Here is a 17,238-nt window from a genome sequence, read left to right on the forward strand (position 1 = left end):
GGTGGTGTGCCTGGATTTGTCGGCTCACCTGGGTTTGTTGGTGGTGTGCCTGGATTTGTCGGCTCACCTGGGTTTGTTGGTGGTGTGCCTGGATTTGTCGGCTCACCTGGGTTTGTTGGTGGTGTGCCTGGATTTGTCGGCTCACCTGGGTTTGTTGGTGGTGTGCCTGGATTTGTCGGCTCACCTGGGTTTGTTGGTGGTGTGCCTGGATTTGTCGGCTCACCTGGGTTTGTCGGTGGTGTGCCTGGATTTGTCGGCTCACCTGGGTTTGTCGGTGGTGGCGTGTTGCCTCCTCCGCCCGGTGTCGGTGTTACCGGATTTTCCGGCTTAAACACCGCATCACAATTTTGGGTTGTAATCGTCCCTAATAACGTTGTACCTTCATATACTTTGTACGTGCCTGGTTCAACTGTATAAGGAACCGTTATTTTCCCATCCGCATCAGTTGTGCCTGCTGCAATCGTGTTTTCATTTGCATCTTTAATCGTAACTGTGATGTTTGGACGATTCATACCATATTGATTTTGGACAGTTAATGTAAAGATTGGACAGGAGTTTGTTGGAACTTGTACCGAAGCTCCACAAATTTCATCGATATAGCTAACATTAATTGTCCCTAACTCGCTTCCGGAAGTATTAAACACTTTATATGTTTCACCTTCTTGCAGCGTTCCATCTACTTTACTATATACAATTTGACCAGCTGAATTTGTCACAGAAGTCGCTACAACTGTACCATCAGCTTTCTTAATAACAATTGTTACATTTGCCCCTACTGGTTGTACGTTAGAATTATTAATTGTTAATGTAAATTGTGGACAAGCGTTTTTAATTACATCATCTACACAAGTAGATGTATATGTTACTTTAACATCCCCAATTTTTTCTCCTTTAGAGCCATCAGTATTTACTTCATAAACTGAATATTGTCCTGGCGATTGATTTGGCGGTAATTGAATTTTTCCATCTCCATCTGTTGTTGATGTAGTTAAATTTAACGGATTGCCAGAGCTATCTTCCACAATCACTTCTGCATTTTGTTTTGGCGTTCCATCTGGGTTTTTGACAGTGATGGCGAAAACAGTACATGCTCTTGGCAATTCAACTACCTCTTCACAATCACCCGTATAACTTAAGTCAAAATTTCCTAACTCTTTACCAGTAGTTTTAATTTTCACCTTATAATTCCCTACTGGAGTTGTAGTAGCTAGTTGAACTTCCCCATTTTCGCCAACTGTAGCTTCGATTGTTTTTGTCAAATCTGTTGAATCCGTTAAAATCACTACAGTCCCTTCAGACAAGTTACCATCTTCATCTTTTACAGTTAAAACAAATATCGGACAGCTTGGATTAGGTTGCACTTCTGCTTTGCAATCTGTAGTTGTTGTAAACTCGCCGATTTTAGTTGTACCATCTGCCTCGTAAACTATATATTTACCTGGTTCTAAATTGTTAAGTGTTACATTACCAGTACTATCAGTAGGATTAGTAACTGGAATTGTTTTACTGTCATCTTCAGTTTTCACAATTACCGTTTTTCCGCTTACCGGTTTTCCATCTGCATCTTTAACAGTTAATGTGAAAGTCGGGCATTTTGGTGCTTGAGTTAGTGATGTTCCACAGTCATCTCTATAGGATACTGTAATTTCACCTAAATACTGACTTCCTTCATAGACAGTATATTTCCCAGCCGGCGTTGTAGATGGAATTGTAATTTTACCATTCGCATCTGTAATTAATGGAGTAGCTGTAGTTACTTGGTTATCTGATGAATCCTTTAATGTAACTGTAACACCTACACGTGGCTTGTCGTTGCCATCAGCATCTTTTTCATTTAGTGTAACCGTGAATACTGGGCATGATGGTGAAGGTTTAATTTCTATATTACATGGCGAATTACCATAGTTTACATCAATTTCTTTTGTAATACCGCCATACGTAACGTCATATTTGCCAGCAGCTAATACCGGTTCATTACCACTTGCACCTTCACTATGCTTAAATACAAGTTTACCGTTCGTACCAATTGTATATTCCACAGTTTTTTCAGTGGATTTGTTTTTAAACGTTACTTTGTTTCCTGTAACATAAGGTTTTCCATCAACATCATAAAGGGTTACTGTAAATTTACTGCAAGCCAAAGTTGTTGGAATGTTTGATAACTGTATGACTTGATATCCAGCATACTTACCGGATGTCTCAACTTTCGCTGGATCAAGTTCAAACTCGTATGTCAGTGGCTGATAACCAGGCACCGTTTCCTCCACAACTTTATATTTCTGGCCTTGTGTGCTTTGTGCCAATTTCAGACCATAGTCTAAGTATCCATCTGCATTCGTTGTTTTTGATGCCAACAACGTGCTCCCTGTATATGGACCAAATAAATCAAACTTCACATTTGGCATTGGCTGCCCTGTGCTGGCGTCTGTCTTTAAAATAACTAGCTTCATCGTGCTAACACTGCCTCCACCGCTATAAGTGAAGTTGGCATGGCTATATTGATCAGAGCCTTGACTACCATCAGCACTTGTGTATGAAACTTCCACCAAATTTTCAAGGGCGCTTCCTGAAGGACCCATGAAAACTGTAGAATACTCTACGTAATAGGCTTTATCGCCATCAGGTAAATTCAATGTAAATACACCATTTTCGATATCGACTATTAAATTCTCATTCGTTAGTATTACAGGGTTCCCTTTTGCAGGAGTTGAGTTAATACCTGTAAAATTCATTTCCCATACTTTAAATGAATCTTTTAATATCAGCTGTGATGGATCTCCATCGATTTTGCCAACAGTATCAGTAATGACAATATTATTTAACTCCGATTGTGCATAGTTAAATTTAAAATTCCAATTAACTTTTGGCGAAGTACCATCTTGCGTACCTTCTTTATGCAGAATCTTTTCTGTATGCTCTACCGCCACTGTTTTTCCCCATGAAGCATTTGCTGTCGTAGACGTACCTTCATAAAGTGCAGCTTCGTTTAGAATAGTCTCTTTACCTGAACCATGCGGGAATACTTGATCCGCATCAATCGATTCATAAGTAATTTTGTAAGGCCCAATAATCGCTCCTAATTCAAGAACGATTTCATTATCCTTGCCTGATATGTTTGGAATCGTTTTTACCGGCCCCGGAACAAATGAGCCTGCTGCATCAAGGGCGCCCTCCGTCACTGTAATACTTTTCACTTTTTGACTCTCTGGTAACGAATCTTTAAAAATAGCATTGGTAAATGAGTTATAGTTAAAGTTCACCTCAACATCCCAATGGAATGTTTTTGTTTGATAGTTGTAATAGCCTTCTTTTTTACCATTTGCTTTTTGCTCTTCCTTGATAGATTGGGAAGCACTATCTGTTGTTGAGGCTGTTCCGAATATACCTGTATTAGTTAAATTAACCGTATTTTGATAAGTACGATCATTGACACCTGAATCTTTAATTGTATACTCCGTCGTGTAAGTAACAACTACTTCTTCACTTACAGCCTTATTTAACACTAGCTCAAACCCAGTTTCTTTTCCATCCGCTTCTGTAGTTGTAGTAAAGGTGAAGTCAGTGAATGACTGTCCACCAACTGTGACTATCGGTGTCCCTTGTACTTTTAAAAGCGAGCCGTTATATGTGTCTACAAAAGTAGTTCCACTTGCTAAATTATAGCCTGCTGAATTGGCTTTAATTTTCCAATTCATCGTTTTATCTGCATAGTTTACACCTTCTGCAGTTTTATCTAGTACGAATCTTTCTTTCGGGTACGAAGCCGCTACCGTACTTGTACCACCCGTTGTCATATCTTGCCTTGTAACTGTATTCTTATTTGTTAAACCATTTGTTGGATAAATGCCAGATGGTTTCGTTTTATATTTGATTGTATACGCTTCTGTTACTTCTTGCTTGAATGTTAAAGTAAATCCATTCGTATCATCGTTAGGAGTTACTGTGTATAAATTTGAGTCGACGGCTATTGTACCCGCTTCATCATATACTACTATGTTCCCTTCAAGTACATGTCCTTGTGTCCACGTATCAGTTAACACAGCATTAACTTGCGATATTGTGCGCTTATTGTGATTATATTTAATCGTCCAATTTGCTGTTAAATCATTATTAGGGCCTGAAACTGTTTTTTGCAATGGAGTGCCGAATGATACTGGTACATTTTTCTTACCGGACGGTATCCCATTATATTTAGCTTCATTGCCAAAATTGGCACTAGCGACGTTACCCGGGTCACCGATTTTTGTTTTATAAACAATACGGTAGCCTGTATATTCTTTATTTGGTAAATCGATTTCCATTGCTTTACCGCTAATGGTTGGTAATGAAGTTACAGGCGAACCCTCTGTGACAGTTCCATTCGGTGCAATATTTAATTCTGTAATCGAAACAATGGAATCAAATTCATGAGCACCTGTTAAGGTATCGCTGAATTTTGTAGAACCGCTTGCAGTGTTGACAGTTAGATTTGTATTTACATCTACAGTCCACGTAATGAATTCGCTGTTTTTTCCACTTCTATCAGCAGCACCATTTTTAGTGATTGTATTTCCAGTAGATGCGGGTGTGTAATTCAAAGTAATGACTTCAAATCCGGGTACTTGTATTGTATCTTGCCAATTACCGCTAGTCGATTGAAGCTTTCCACTCACTTCAAACCAGGCCTCAGTTGGCAATCCACCCGATTCACCTCTAATATTCTCTGAAAACGTTACAATTGCTGTTTGTCCTGAGATAGTGACAGTTCCAATAATCATAGTTCCCATGTATAAATCTTGGGGAGTGACAGTTAATTGAGCAAACTGTGAAGGCAACTCATAGCTCAATGTAGAGCCAGCCCCATAATTATGACCGGCTTCTAAGTTTAGCACCACCCTATATTTGATTTCACTTCCAAGTGGCGCAGAAACAGAAGAACTCACTTCTAGACCATTAATCTGAAGAGATATGTCCTCTCTTAATTTCGGATCTTGCCTATCAACAACTGTATTAAATGTCAGTGCCGCTGAATCAGGTGTTGCAGTAATAGTATTCATCAATGAATTTTCCAATTCAGATGCCGTCTCTTCGGCTGCATTCCCATCGCTTAAATCCAAAGTATCCGTTCCATCATCCGCAAACACAGTCTGATAGGAACCAATTGGACCTAATATCGTCTGGAAAACGAGCAAAATTGTCAATATTGCGATATTCAGTTTTTTCATTCTGCGATATATCCTCCTTTTTTATTCAATAAAATACTTTTTATTACATCCCCCTTTCTATTCATCTTTCCGATCATTTCAATATTACTATCCACCTCTGTACAAATTCTGTACAAGTTGGCAAATCATCAGATGAATGGAAACTGAGTTCGAGTACAAACTCTTGTGAAAATTTTTTTAAAATACTATTTATGCTGTGTTTAGTTTTCTTATTTGGGCATGAATAGGGAGGAAAAAGGATACCTTCATTAATTTAATTCTCAATTTCCTATAGAAGCGGTCAGTTGGCTGGCTTGCGAAAATATAATCCTCACTACAAGACAGATAATCCTCGCTATGCACAGGATAATCTTCACTAGCGTTCTCATAATCCTCAATTAGTGTGGCGTCATCCTCAGTTCAGACAAGATGGCAAAATATAATCCTCGAATTCCCAGAATACTCCTCACCATTTTTAGTGGCATAATCAATTATTCAGGAATGGATAGGTCTTCTCACTTTTTCACATATACAAATGCATAATCGAAACTAAAAAAGATATCCCGCAAGTACAAGCCTACGAGATATCTTCTTCAATTTCCGCTATATCGTTTGCATTAACTCCCGGATTTTCTGTCTCAATGATTTCGGGATGCGCTCATCTGCAAACAGCTCTTCTGGGTAATACACTTTATGGTCGACTTTTATGCGCCCGGCAATCGCTTCGACAATTTGGCTTTCCTCAGATAGTTCCCGCTGCCTTCCATCTTGCATAAGCAAATAAATCGGTTTTTTCGTCCCTTCGATTCCAGGACGGTAAAAATCATACGGCAAATCTGATGTGGAATCATGGACCAGATAATAGTCCGGATCAATGCCCGCCTCTGTAAACAGGCGGTGCAGCTGCTCATACACTTCGGGTTGCTTGAGCGGATTGAAGTTTTTGTATTTAAACAGTTTACGGTTGACGAATCTTCGGCATAAATCTCTTAAAATTTCATCGTCTTCTTCCATCCAAAATTGGAAATAGGCAAGCATAATGCTTTCGTCCAGCGCGATATAATCTTCAAGCGTAATCTTTCCTTTGAAAAAAGCGATGAAAGGGGTTGGCTCAGATTTAAATGAATAATTATTCGCACATAGCATCTTCACCCGCTTCAAAATATTATTGAGCACAACTTCCGCACTGCGGGATACAGGATGAAAGTATATTTGCAAATACATTTGATAGCGACTCATTATATAATGCTCGACCGCGTGCATTCCGCTTTCTTTAATGACAACCCCATTCTCGCGGGGGCGCATGACACGCATAATACGCTCCATGTCAAAATGGCCGTAGCTGACACCTGTGTAATAGGCATCCCGCTGCAAATAATCCATTCGATCGGCATCGATTTGACTTGAAATCAGGCTCACGACCAATTCATTCGGATACGTTTTTTCAATCACTTGCGCCACTTTCTCGGGGAAATCGGGTGCAACACGTCTGAGTACGGCATTGACCTCTGTATCTTCCAATAATATACGGCGAGTGAAATATTCATGATCGGTTTCGAATACATTTTCAAATGCATGGGAAAATGGTCCATGCCCTAAATCATGCAATAATGCGGCACATAATACGAGTAGCCGCTCAGATTCATCCCATTCTTTTCTTCCTTTAAATACGTCATCTACAATACGGCGAACAATTTCGTACACGCCCAGTGAATGATTAAAACGGCTATGTTCGGCTCCGTGGAATACTAAATATGTTGTACCAAGCTGCTTAATGCGGCGCAGTCTTTGGAATTCCCTTGTTTTTATCAAGTCCCAAACCACTTGATCCCGAACGTGAATATATCGATGGACAGGGTCTTTAAAAACTTTTTCCTCTTGCAGTTTTGTTTTTGCATATGTTGTCAACATAGCGACCTCCTTTGCCCTTTTCCTTATTATAAGGGAGTTCTCGGTGAAAAGAAATGAATCCATTATCGAACAGGATAAATGCGAAAAGGACCTGTCCTGAAAATTATTTCAGGACACGCCCCCATTACGCTACTACTTTTTTAGTTTGTCGAGCACCTTTACCATTAACTCCTCTTCAGTCAATGCGGCAACCGGACGATTGTTTACAAATGTGAATGTTTTTTTGCGGCCTGGACCACAGTATGAATGACAGCCAATTTCAATCGTTGCTTCTGGATCAATTTCTTTTAATTTTGGAATTAACGTCTTTAAATTAACGGCCTGACATTCATCGCAAACGTGAAATAAGTTTGCCATAGTGTCAACACCTCTCTTTTAGCTATTTTAGCTGTTTTAACCTATTTGCTATTGTATCGCATATTGCTTATTTCATTCAAGCATAATACTAGCAATTCCGTCAAAGGTCTGATAGGTATATATTGCTCATTATTCTAGCAACAATTTACGATATAGTGAATAAATGTTTTCCCCCTTGGACATGATAGATTTACAACAACCAAACTATGAATAAGATCAGGGGGAGTTTTTATGACAAAAACGAGACAAGATGCGTGGGTGAAGGAAAATGATGAACTATTGGCTGAGGCTGTTTTACGCCATGTCAAGGAAGGGAGCACACAGCTAAACGCGTTTGAAGAAGCCGGTGATTTGCTGAATCGAACAGCTGCGGCTTGTGGTTTCCGCTGGAATGCGGTAGTACGACGCATTTATGAGGAAGATTTGGCACAAGCGAAAAAGGAACGTAAAGAGCGTATGCGCATGATGAATACTGCGACAAAACGAAGAACGACGCCATTATACTTAATGCCTTCAAACGAGAATCAACCGACATCCATTCCATTATCGGCATTGTCGCTCGATATCGTCATTGCATACTTAGTAAAATTGCAGCATACAAATTCAAATGAACAGGATTTATTAAAGTGGCGCAAATTAACGTCCCTTTTAACAGAACAAAAATCCCAGCTCGAACAACAGTTGACGACGCTTCAAAAAGAAAACAAAGCGATTAAAGAAGATTACGAGCAATTTGTATCCATTATGAATCGCGCAAGACGGCTAGTTGCCCTGGAAACAGATTCAGAGCCGGCCGCACCGACATTCAAAATGGAGAGAAACGGCAATTTAATTTCCCAAACATCGTTAAATGATCCAGGCGAAGCGCTTTATTAGCACCTCGCCTTCTTTTTTTGCCGCATTAACGGGCAGTAAGCATCTAAAAGCCCGGGTGGCAAAGACTTTCAAACAGCAGCAATCAAGTCCCTGTTGGCTGAAGCTTCACTTTATTTTTTCAGCATTGATTCATTGCGTTTCAAAACACGCTGCAAATAATATCCATATAACTCCATTTCATCTTGCTGTAATGGGAGTTCATATAGCTGTCCATTCCACTGCGCCAAAAGATTGCGCAGGCACTCATTCACTTCATGCACTGTTATATTTCGTCCGCTAAGCTCTTGCAGCGAAGCCATTACATCTGGTTTAATAGCGGGATATTGGAATTTCGTTTCCTCCCCCTGCAGACCATCCTCATAAAACTTCGCAATCAGTTTTGCACGCTCACTTCCGCTGCCCTCAACACATAAGTAAATTTGCACTGCAATCCCGTTTTTCATGCGGCGCTGTGAAATTCCCGCAAACTTTTTGCCGTCGATGCTCAAATCATATGAACCTGGACAATACGAGCCGACAATTTCATATGCTTCTATTTTAGTAGCGATTTCAGGGAATATTTGACGGATCAATGCGACCATCATTTCAAAGGCGCCGTTGATGCTTAACGGTTTGTCTTCACGTATAACAATGGAGATGTTTAATACGCCGGCATCCAATACGACGGCTAATCCTCCGGAATTGCGCACGATTGGTGCATATCCGGAGTTCATTAATGTTTCCATCCCTTCTTCAATATGCGGCAGGCGGTGATCTTGAATGCCTAACACAACCGAATCGTGATGAACCCATGTACGTATTGTTGCATTAGCCATTTGCTGTCCGACAAGATGGCAAAGTGTGTCATCCATCGCAAACGACTCCAAAGGTGAGCGTTTATTCGCGCTAATCGATTGATCGATGAAGCGCCAAATTGTTTGTTCCAAAATTTCATTCATAAATGTTTGCTCCTAGCCTAATTTCTACTCACTTTAGCATACCGCAAATGCAAGTCATGTCAAATTGGTGAATATATTGAATTTGCAGTGTTGAAATGATATTTTTCCGTTGATCTATGCTACACTAAATGTGAATCATTTTCATTTACAAGGAGTGTTTGAGCATATGAATGAAGCAGCAATTACTTTAGACGGCTGGTATGCACTACATGATTTCCGCTCGATTGACTGGGCATCATGGAAATTAGTTTCGGCTGAAGAACGCGAAGCCGCAACGAGAGAATTTATCGCATTTTTGGAAGACTTAAATAAAGATACAGGTTCAAATGCTTTTTACTCAATCATTGGTCAAAAAGCGGATTTCATGATGATGACTTTACGTGAAACACCTGAGGAACTGAATGAAATCGAAACGAAATTCGCTAAACTGGCGATTGCCGATTTTACGATCCCAACATATTCTTACGTTTCAGTAGTTGAATTATCGAACTACTTAGCCGGCAAGTCTGATGAAGATCCATACCAAAACCCGCATGTACGTGCGCGTTTATATCCTGAACTGCCAAAATCCAAATACGTTTGCTTCTATCCAATGGACAAAAAGCGTGACGGCAACGACAATTGGTATATGCTTTCAATGGACGAGCGCCGTCAATTAATGCATGCACATGGTCTGATCGGCCGCAGCTATGCAGGCAAAATCAAGCAAATCATCACAGGTTCTGTCGGTTTGGACGATCATGAATGGGGCGTTACATTATTCTCCGATGAAATGCTTCAATTCAAAAAAATCGTCTACGAAATGCGCTTTGATGAAGTATCCGCTCGCTATGGCGAATTTGGCGAGTTTTTAGTAGGAAATTTATTGGATAACGAAAAGCTTGAAAAATTATTGGCAATTTAATGAAATGAAAAAAAGCTTGGTTGTTTTATAATGCAACCTAGCTTTTTTTGCCTTTTAAATGGAACAAGTATGCAGAAGATTTCATTCACAGTTGGAAAATGGGTATTTCATTCGCCATTTGTCACTATAGGAGGGGAATTTTGCCAACCTATTTCAGCTTCATGCAAATTCACCATTATAAAAAAGACCGGGTAGCTCTGGACATATTATCCCTGATCACCTTCACTTCAAGGAGACTCCATCAACCCAACCTCATCATGCCCATTGCAGTCATTCCGCCATATTGCCCCGCAACATGCGCTTTTCCTATACAAATCAAATTACCCGAATTTCCTGCATGCTTAATAGGTGAGTCGAAAAAATTCAACCCACCTTTTACGTATGATCATCCTGTAATTTTAAAATGATAATAATGGTATTAATGAACAAGCCCGTTACGATTAGGAGGATTAATAAATACCAATGAATCGGTTGTTCGTAAAATACCGCAACCGCGAAGGACAACAATGCACTAATAATTATTCCTAACCATACGCCTATTTTCATAGCTTTTCACCCCCGCGTTTTTCATTAACACTGGGCAACAATCTCATTTTTTATGTAACTTATCTTTACCCATTTTATTGAAAGTTATTACATATTTCTCAACTAATTATCCTATAGTATGTTACATGGACAAAAAATAACACTGTTATTGGTGTTCAACTTTTTTATGGATGCATATACTAAAGCGAAAAAGGAGGTCACTTATCACGATTACATTATCGCATATTGCCCTTCTTGCACGTTTAATGGACGTAGAAGCAGAAGAGTGTGAGTGCTCAGCTCATTAGGATGGACAGTGGAATGGTAGCCGATTCATAATGCTTATTGTTTCTTGCCCCTCGACTGCGGATTGTTCGAAAAACGTAATTCATTACTTAATGAAAGGATGCAAAATTGACTTATTATTGGACGTCTCCAATGCAGCAAATGAATCCTACGGCGGTTACAATGCCAACAAATATGCCAGGTTCAAGCATGCCACGCGAGGAATCTTACATCGAAAATATTTTACGGTTAAATCGCGGGAAACCGGGTACGTTTTATTTTTCATTTGATAATGCGGTAGCAGGCAGCAATACACGCGCTGTCCGTGGCGTTGTCGAAGCGGCCGGACGCGATCACGTCATTTTACGCGATCTGAAAAATAACCATCGCTTCCTGTTCCCGATGATTTATTTTGACTATGCAGAATTCGACGAGGAATTAAGCTATTTTACGCAAACACCTTAATCAAGGACGAATAAAAAACAAGGCGCTATGTATTTACAAAGCGTCTTGTTTTATTATTGGTTTTTTGGCAAAGCAGCCTGTATAAAAACGGCGCCTTATTGAAAGGCGCCGTCCATTATTCATCACACTTTAAACTGCTGGATTTCTTGCTGCAGATTTTGCGCGCTATCACTAAGTGTGTTTGCTACTGCATTGACCTGCTGCATTGTTGCAGTTTGCTCCTCTACGGCTGCTGCAATCATTTCCAGGTTGCTGCTTGATTCGTTGGAGCCTTTCGCAATCTCGTTTACCGATGCCGTCACTTGTTCCGCACTTGCCGAAAGCTGCTCGGAAGTTGCCGAAATTTCTTCGATTTGCGTCGACATATGAGTAACTGCCTCCACAATCGATGTAAACGAATCGCCTGCATTTGTAATGATTTTCACGCCATCTTCCACCGAAACCAATGATTCCGATACTGCGCGTTCTACATTTTCCGTATCTGCCTTAATTTCAAGCGTTAAATTCACGATGGAATTGGCGGAGTTTTTCGATTGCTCTGCCAGTTTACGCACTTCATCCGCAACGACCGCGAACCCTTTTCCGTGCTCCCCTGCTCGTGCCGCCTCAATTGCTGCATTTAATGCAAGCAGATTCGTTTGATCCGTGATCGCCGTAATGATTTGCGAAATATTATTAATTTCCTCTGTTTGTTCAGCAAGCTTTTGAACTAATTCATTTACCGAGTTCGTCGATGTGCTAATAATGCTCATTTGTTGTTGGGCATTATGGATAATTTGACCGCCGTTTTTCGCTGTTGCGGATGCATCAAGCGAATTGCCATGCAGCTTTTGCGTTGCCTCTGCAATTCTTTGCACACCTGTTGCTGTTTCTTCCATTGCACGGGCGCTTTCATTGGACGCATGTGCGGAAATTTGCGATTTTTCCGCCGTATCGCTTACACGCATTGTCACATCCTCTGTAGTCGCCGTAATTTCCTCCGTGCTCGCCGATAGTTCTTGGGCAGCAGCGCTTACCTGTTCTGAATTCATTTGAATATTTCTGATGAGGCTCGCCAGATTATTTTTCATCGCATTGAACGCATTGCCAAGCTGACCAATTTCGTCTTTTGTTTTCACCACGATATCCTGCTGCGATAAATCCCCTTCCGCAATGATATTCGCCTTTTTTACAATTGTTTTCAATGGCGACGTAATCGTTTTGCGGATATATAAAATAACAAAAAAGGCAATCAATATACTAATAATTAAAACAACTACCGCTACTGTTTCGGACAGTGCAATTGCATCATTGGCTTTTCCTTTAATTATGTCAAGCTGCTGTTCCTGATACTCCACAATTTGACTGGCTACATCCAGCATTCCGTTGCTTGCCACTTGAAGCTTTGCATTAATAAAGCCGTTTGCCAATATTTGATCGCCGCGATTATAAGCGTCGAGCATATCAAGATAGCCGTTATTAAAGTTATCGCGGAGCTTTTTCACTTGCTCCAAATATTCGACCATCACATCACTGACTACCAATGTATCCAAATAATCTATTTCCGCATCCAGCGCTTCATTGTACTGCTTAAAATTTGCAAAAGATTCCTCTTTGCCGTCTGATACTATCGCACGCGCATATAATCCCTGCATAGCTATGTTTAAACGTATTTGATCGACCGTGCGGATTTGTTCGACGCGGTGGTCAAGCGCCTCATCCATATTCCCTTGAATATTTTTTAAACTAAAATAATTAAGGGTTGAAGAGACTGCGATTAATACAATCATTAAAATGAAAGCAAAATTCAGCTTTTTACCAACGCTCATTGTCATACCCCATCTCTCTCGTCATTATTTAAAAGGAATTCCAGCGCTGCCTGTCCTAAAATTTGTGCAGCGATTAACATTGCCCGCTCATCAAAATCGAATTTTGCATGATGATGCGGATATACCGTTTCCCATTGCGGGTTTTTAGCGCCCGTAAAGAAAAAAGTTCCTGGAATATGCTGCATATAATATCCGAAATCTTCTCCTATCATAAATGGAGGGCATACCGTAAGCTTTTCAACAGCAGCTGTTTGCTCCGCTATTTTTGCAATGAATTTTGTTTCCGCTTCGTGATTAATGACAGGTGGATATCCGTCAAAATATTTGTACTCATATGTAGCATGCATTCCTGAACACGTCGCTTTTAGCAACAATTCAATCTCTTCTTTAATTTGTTTGCGCACTTGTTCATCAAATGCACGCACTGTCCCTTGAATTTTCACCGTATCTGCTATGACATTGAACGGATTGACCGCTTCAAATTGCCCGATTGTCACAACAGCAGATTCAAGCGGGGCAATTCGACGGGAAATTAGCGTTTGCACCTGTGTCACAAAATGCGCCCCGACTACAATTGCATCCACCGAATGCTGCGGCTCTGCACCGTGGCCGCCCTTTCCTTGAATGACAATTTCAAATCGGTCTGCCGCCGCCATAATGGCACCTTCTCTTACAAGCACTTCTCCTAAAGGGGTAGGTGCCCATAAATGCATGCCGAAAATGGCATCAACATCTTGCAAACAGCCATCTTCAATCATTGCCAATGCGCCGCCTGGAGCGAGTTCTTCGGCATGCTGATGAATAAAAACGATATTTCCCGCCAATTGTTCCTGCATTTCTGCCAATGCTTTCGCTAAAACGAGCAATGTTGCGGTATGTCCGTCATGACCGCATGCATGCATAATCCCATCGCTTTTTGATTTATAAGGTACATCATTCAATTCTTGGATTGCCAATGCGTCAAAATCTGCGCGCAAAGCCACAGTTTTTCCGGGTTTAGCCCCTCTTAGTGTCGCAACAACTCCGCGTCCACCTACATGTTCACGCACTTCCAATCCGAGCTCGCGGTGAAAGTCCGCAATATAAGCAGGTGTATGCACTTCCTCATGTGACAACTCGGGATATTCATGTAAATAGCGTCGAATGATAACCATCTCTTCAAAACGCTGTTCAAGCTTTGTTAATAACTGATTCATTTCTTTCGCTCCTTCACTAGCCTACTTTCTAACTATACATTAAATTCTAACAATTTAGATAAAAGATTTAGTTTTCTTTATAAAATAATAAAAAAAGCATATACTCCCAATTTATGAGGTACATGCTTTCAGTTTTCTATGCCTTTTTTACTACGGTTGTTATAATCATTATCCAGCCGATTAAAAACAGCACACCGCCGATAGGAGTGATTGCCCCTAATACGCCTATCCCCGTGAAAGCTAAAACCATTAGGCTTCCCGCGAAAAACACGATGCCGGCATTGAAGCAAATCATCGCAATCTTCAATTGCTTCACTTCGCCGAAAATGGCTTTTGACATTAAAATTCCGACTAAAATAAGCCCGGCTGCATGAAACATTTGATATTGAATTGCTGTATCCCAAATGCCGGTACTATAGTCGTCCAATATATCTTTCAATGCATGTGCGGCAAATGCCCCTAATGCCACAGCCAAAAAGCCGTGAATAGCGCCTGATATAATTGAGCCTTTCATGTGTTTACCTCTTTCTCTTATCTATTAAAAATCAAAAATCGAATCTCCGTTAGCATCCTCTTCATCAAGCTTTTGTGCCGGGATTGCCACGGGCTGTGCATAAACAGGCGCGGAAATGCTGGCACTTCCAAAGTTCTGCGGCGGAAGCTTCGGCAAATTCGCTTTTTCGTCCAAAACAACATCGCATAAGGCGCGTATGGCAGTGAGCTTTTCGCGTACTTGCTGCTCGGTAGTGGCATGGTTCGCTTCAACCGTCAGCTTTTCAATTTGCCTTACAATTGTTTCATGCGTAATCATCGTCCTTTGCCCCCTTCCCTATTTTTCGGCATAAACTTTAAGCAATCCATTCCCGATGACTGTTTTACAACGAGAGATGGCAGCTGCTTCGTTTTAAAACCGTAAGCGGTGCAGCCACGCGGATTATTTTGATCCCATGTCACACGAAAATGCTGACATTTAAAGCAATCAACTTTCATTAGCCGCTCCCTCTCTTTCTATCAATACTTTACCATGCTTCAGTCAAAAAGTTTAGTTTGTTTCGATGTGTTTCCCTTTAAACACCAGTTAATCGGCTGTTCACCGATTGCTTGAAGCGCCTCATTTGCTATTGAATATGGCTTGCTCCCAAAAAAGCCGCGATGTGCACTTAATGGGCTTGGGTGAGGGGATTCGATAATCGCATGCTTTTTCGATATTCGCTCAATTAATGCCCGCTTACTTTGTGCCGGCTTTCCCCATAGTATAAACACAATCGGTTTGTCGCGCTGTGCAAGCTTTTCAATGATGGCGTCCGTAAATTGTTCCCAGCCTTGGCCTTTATGGGAATTGGCTTTGCCTGCTTGAACTGTTAAAACGGTATTGAGCAGCAAAACACCTTGTTTCGCCCAATCTGTCAAATCCCCATCTTCCAACGTTTCACATCCGATATCCTCGTGCAGCTCCTTCATCATATTTTTAAGGCTTGGCGGCAACTTTTGCCCTTTTGCCACAGAGAAGCTCAAGCCGTGCGCTTGATTCGGGCCATGATATGGATCTTGGCCTAAAATCACTACTTTTACGGCTTCATAATCCGTCAGCTTTAACGCATTAAATATAAGCTCTTTCTTCGGATACACGACTTCATCTTTATATTGCTTCGCTAAAAATATTTCCAAGTTTTTATAATACGGCTGTTCGCTTTGCGGCGCCAATAATTCCCGCCAATTATTCGTTAGTTGTTCAATCATTTCTTTCACCTCATTTTAAACGGTATGGAATTTTGCTTTAAAGTTCAAGCTAATCCCCTCTGGCATTACGGTTTTTTTGTTTTCTGACTATTTTTATATAGTCAGATACACGTTATACTTAATACACTTATTATTCGAATATTCATTTTAAGGAGATATGCTTTATGACACTAAAAAAAACATTGACGATTGCAGGTTCTGACACTTCTGCCGGTGCAGGGATGCAGGCGGATTTAAAGGCTTTTCAGGAACACGGGACATACGGGATGGTCGCATTGACGGTTGTCGTAACGATGGATCCGGAAAATTGGAGCCATACTGTAACACCATTGCCGACAGCTCTTTTGCAAAAGCAAATCGACACTGCCCTTTCAACAGGTGTGGATGCGATTAAGACAGGAATGCTTTCTACAGAAGAAATTATTCAAATTGCTTCAAAAGCCATTCAAGCATCAGGGACAGATAAAGTAGTCATCGATCCGGTCATGGTATGCAAAGGCGATGACGAAGTATTAAATCCAGGCAACACGACAGCGATGATTAATTATTTATTACCCTATGCCGCAGTTGTCACACCTAACCTATTTGAGGCGGGTCAGCTAGCTGGTACAGGTACGCCGAAAACGATTGAAGAAATGCAGGTTGCTGCCGCGAAAATTCATGAGCTCGGAGCAAAAAATGTAGTCATTAAAGGCGGAAAAGCGCTAGTGCACGATAAAGCGGTTGATTTATTCTACGATGGACAGCAATTTAAACTGCTTGAAACGGAAAAAGTCTCTTCTACTTATAATCACGGGGCGGGCTGTACGTTTGCGGCAAGTATTTGCGCCAACCTGGCAAATGGTCTTTCTGTTGAGGAATCTGTAATTGAGGCGAAGGAATTCGTTTCAGCAGCGATTAAACATGGCTGGGCTTTAAATGAATTTGTCGGTCCGGTGATGCATGGGGCTAAACCTCGATTCGGTGCTCCTGAAGTAACTGTCACAGCAATTTCAAACCATATTAATGCATAGTTCAACTTCTTTAAATAGAAGTTAAAGCCTCCGGACA

At 40.9% G+C, this 17,238-nt stretch carries 15 protein-coding genes; 4 read left to right on the forward strand and 11 right to left on the reverse strand.

Annotated features, from left to right (window positions below; translation table 11 throughout):
• From ACTHOQ_RS03530 to ACTHOQ_RS03540, 3 genes are all read right to left on the reverse strand, one after another.
• The coding region (locus ACTHOQ_RS03530) for a collagen binding domain-containing protein (RefSeq protein WP_440494292.1) at window positions 1-5,204 on the reverse strand (5,204 nt) is incomplete at its 3' end.
• A gap of 582 nt (window positions 5,205-5,786) precedes the next feature.
• Complete coding sequence (locus tag ACTHOQ_RS03535; RefSeq protein WP_440494293.1) at window positions 5,787-7,094, reverse strand: HD domain-containing protein; 1,308 nt, start codon at window positions 7,092-7,094, stop codon at window positions 5,787-5,789.
• A 132-nt stretch (window positions 7,095-7,226) separates the two neighbouring features.
• Window positions 7,227-7,451, reverse strand: coding sequence for a YuzB family protein (locus ACTHOQ_RS03540; protein WP_008404549.1), 225 nt, complete (start codon window positions 7,449-7,451; stop codon window positions 7,227-7,229).
• A 231-nt stretch (window positions 7,452-7,682) separates the two neighbouring features.
• Between ACTHOQ_RS03540 and ACTHOQ_RS03545 the strand changes: the two genes are divergently transcribed.
• Window positions 7,683-8,327 (forward strand): RsfA family transcriptional regulator, encoded by a 645-nt coding sequence (locus ACTHOQ_RS03545; protein WP_440494294.1) that lies wholly within the window; start codon window positions 7,683-7,685, stop codon window positions 8,325-8,327.
• 110 nt (window positions 8,328-8,437) lie between these two features.
• On the opposite strand, the gene lipL is transcribed toward ACTHOQ_RS03545, so the two are convergent.
• Window positions 8,438-9,265, reverse strand: a complete 828-nt coding sequence (lipL, locus tag ACTHOQ_RS03550; protein ID WP_440494295.1) for an octanoyl-[GcvH]:protein N-octanoyltransferase — start codon at window positions 9,263-9,265, stop codon at window positions 8,438-8,440.
• Between the two features lie 166 nt (window positions 9,266-9,431).
• Here lipL and hemQ point away from each other — a divergent pair, with 166 nt between their 5' ends.
• The gene (gene hemQ / locus ACTHOQ_RS03555) at window positions 9,432-10,169 is read left to right on the forward strand and encodes a hydrogen peroxide-dependent heme synthase (protein WP_440494296.1); all 738 of its coding nucleotides are present in this window, start codon (window positions 9,432-9,434) and stop codon (window positions 10,167-10,169) included.
• A 375-nt stretch (window positions 10,170-10,544) separates the two neighbouring features.
• Here hemQ and ACTHOQ_RS03560 read toward each other — a convergent pair whose 3' ends face one another.
• Complete coding sequence (locus ACTHOQ_RS03560) at window positions 10,545-10,715, reverse strand: hypothetical protein (RefSeq protein WP_440494297.1); 171 nt, start codon at window positions 10,713-10,715, stop codon at window positions 10,545-10,547.
• A 417-nt stretch (window positions 10,716-11,132) separates the two neighbouring features.
• On the opposite strand from ACTHOQ_RS03560, the gene gerQ reads away from it, so the two are divergent.
• Window positions 11,133-11,444 carry a spore coat protein GerQ gene (gene gerQ / locus ACTHOQ_RS03565; protein WP_440494298.1) on the forward strand — a complete coding sequence of 104 codons (312 nt, stop codon included), beginning with the start codon at window positions 11,133-11,135 and terminating at the stop codon, window positions 11,442-11,444.
• Between the two features lie 122 nt (window positions 11,445-11,566).
• On the opposite strand, the gene ACTHOQ_RS03570 is transcribed toward gerQ, so the two are convergent.
• From ACTHOQ_RS03570 to ACTHOQ_RS03595, 6 genes are all read right to left on the reverse strand, one after another.
• On the reverse strand, window positions 11,567-13,252 hold the full coding sequence (locus ACTHOQ_RS03570) for a methyl-accepting chemotaxis protein (RefSeq protein WP_440494299.1): 1,686 nt from the start codon (window positions 13,250-13,252) through the stop codon (window positions 11,567-11,569).
• Window positions 13,253-13,254: 2 nt separating this feature from the next.
• Complete coding sequence (locus tag ACTHOQ_RS03575) at window positions 13,255-14,448, reverse strand: M20 family metallopeptidase (RefSeq protein ID WP_440494300.1); 1,194 nt, start codon at window positions 14,446-14,448, stop codon at window positions 13,255-13,257.
• 136 nt (window positions 14,449-14,584) lie between these two features.
• Window positions 14,585-14,962: a DUF423 domain-containing protein gene (locus ACTHOQ_RS03580; protein ID WP_440494301.1), complete on the reverse strand. Its 378-nt coding sequence runs from the start codon at window positions 14,960-14,962 to the stop codon at window positions 14,585-14,587.
• 24 nt (window positions 14,963-14,986) lie between these two features.
• On the reverse strand, window positions 14,987-15,259 hold the full coding sequence (locus tag ACTHOQ_RS03585) for a YwdI family protein (protein ID WP_440494302.1): 273 nt from the start codon (window positions 15,257-15,259) through the stop codon (window positions 14,987-14,989).
• Window positions 15,256-15,438 (reverse strand): uracil-DNA glycosylase, encoded by a 183-nt coding sequence (locus tag ACTHOQ_RS03590; protein WP_440494303.1) that lies wholly within the window; start codon window positions 15,436-15,438, stop codon window positions 15,256-15,258. The genes ACTHOQ_RS03585 and ACTHOQ_RS03590 overlap by 4 nt, the downstream gene beginning before the upstream one ends.
• A gap of 39 nt (window positions 15,439-15,477) precedes the next feature.
• The gene (locus ACTHOQ_RS03595) at window positions 15,478-16,188 is read right to left on the reverse strand and encodes a uracil-DNA glycosylase (protein ID WP_440494304.1); all 711 of its coding nucleotides are present in this window, start codon (window positions 16,186-16,188) and stop codon (window positions 15,478-15,480) included.
• Between the two features lie 164 nt (window positions 16,189-16,352).
• Here ACTHOQ_RS03595 and thiD point away from each other — a divergent pair, with 164 nt between their 5' ends.
• Complete coding sequence (thiD, locus tag ACTHOQ_RS03600) at window positions 16,353-17,201, forward strand: bifunctional hydroxymethylpyrimidine kinase/phosphomethylpyrimidine kinase (protein WP_440494305.1); 849 nt, start codon at window positions 16,353-16,355, stop codon at window positions 17,199-17,201.
• The last annotated feature ends 37 nt before the right edge of the window (window positions 17,202-17,238 follow it).

The sequence above is a fragment of the Solibacillus silvestris genome (assembly GCF_051967575.1).
GTDB lineage: Bacteria > Bacillota > Bacilli > Bacillales_A > Planococcaceae > Solibacillus > Solibacillus silvestris_B.

Bases quoted from the DNA above. Each gene is read 5' to 3' on its own strand.
- ACTHOQ_RS03535 (WP_440494293.1), bottom strand. From the start codon at position 7,094: ATGTTGACAACATATGCAAAAACAAAACTGCAAGAGGAAAAAGTTTTT.
- ACTHOQ_RS03540 (WP_008404549.1), bottom strand. From the start codon at position 7,451: ATGGCAAACTTATTTCACGTTTGCGATGAATGTCAGGCCGTTAATTTA.
- ACTHOQ_RS03545 (WP_440494294.1), top strand. From the start codon at position 7,683: ATGACAAAAACGAGACAAGATGCGTGGGTGAAGGAAAATGATGAACTA.
- lipL (WP_440494295.1), bottom strand. From the start codon at position 9,265: ATGAATGAAATTTTGGAACAAACAATTTGGCGCTTCATCGATCAATCG.
- hemQ (WP_440494296.1), top strand. From the start codon at position 9,432: ATGAATGAAGCAGCAATTACTTTAGACGGCTGGTATGCACTACATGAT.
- ACTHOQ_RS03560 (WP_440494297.1), bottom strand. From the start codon at position 10,715: ATGAAAATAGGCGTATGGTTAGGAATAATTATTAGTGCATTGTTGTCC.
- gerQ (WP_440494298.1), top strand. From the start codon at position 11,133: ATGCAGCAAATGAATCCTACGGCGGTTACAATGCCAACAAATATGCCA.
- ACTHOQ_RS03570 (WP_440494299.1), bottom strand. From the start codon at position 13,252: ATGAGCGTTGGTAAAAAGCTGAATTTTGCTTTCATTTTAATGATTGTA.
- ACTHOQ_RS03575 (WP_440494300.1), bottom strand. From the start codon at position 14,448: ATGAATCAGTTATTAACAAAGCTTGAACAGCGTTTTGAAGAGATGGTT.
- ACTHOQ_RS03580 (WP_440494301.1), bottom strand. From the start codon at position 14,962: ATGAAAGGCTCAATTATATCAGGCGCTATTCACGGCTTTTTGGCTGTG.
- ACTHOQ_RS03585 (WP_440494302.1), bottom strand. From the start codon at position 15,259: ATGATTACGCATGAAACAATTGTAAGGCAAATTGAAAAGCTGACGGTT.
- ACTHOQ_RS03590 (WP_440494303.1), bottom strand. From the start codon at position 15,438: ATGAAAGTTGATTGCTTTAAATGTCAGCATTTTCGTGTGACATGGGAT.
- ACTHOQ_RS03595 (WP_440494304.1), bottom strand. From the start codon at position 16,188: ATGATTGAACAACTAACGAATAATTGGCGGGAATTATTGGCGCCGCAA.
- thiD (WP_440494305.1), top strand. From the start codon at position 16,353: ATGACACTAAAAAAAACATTGACGATTGCAGGTTCTGACACTTCTGCC.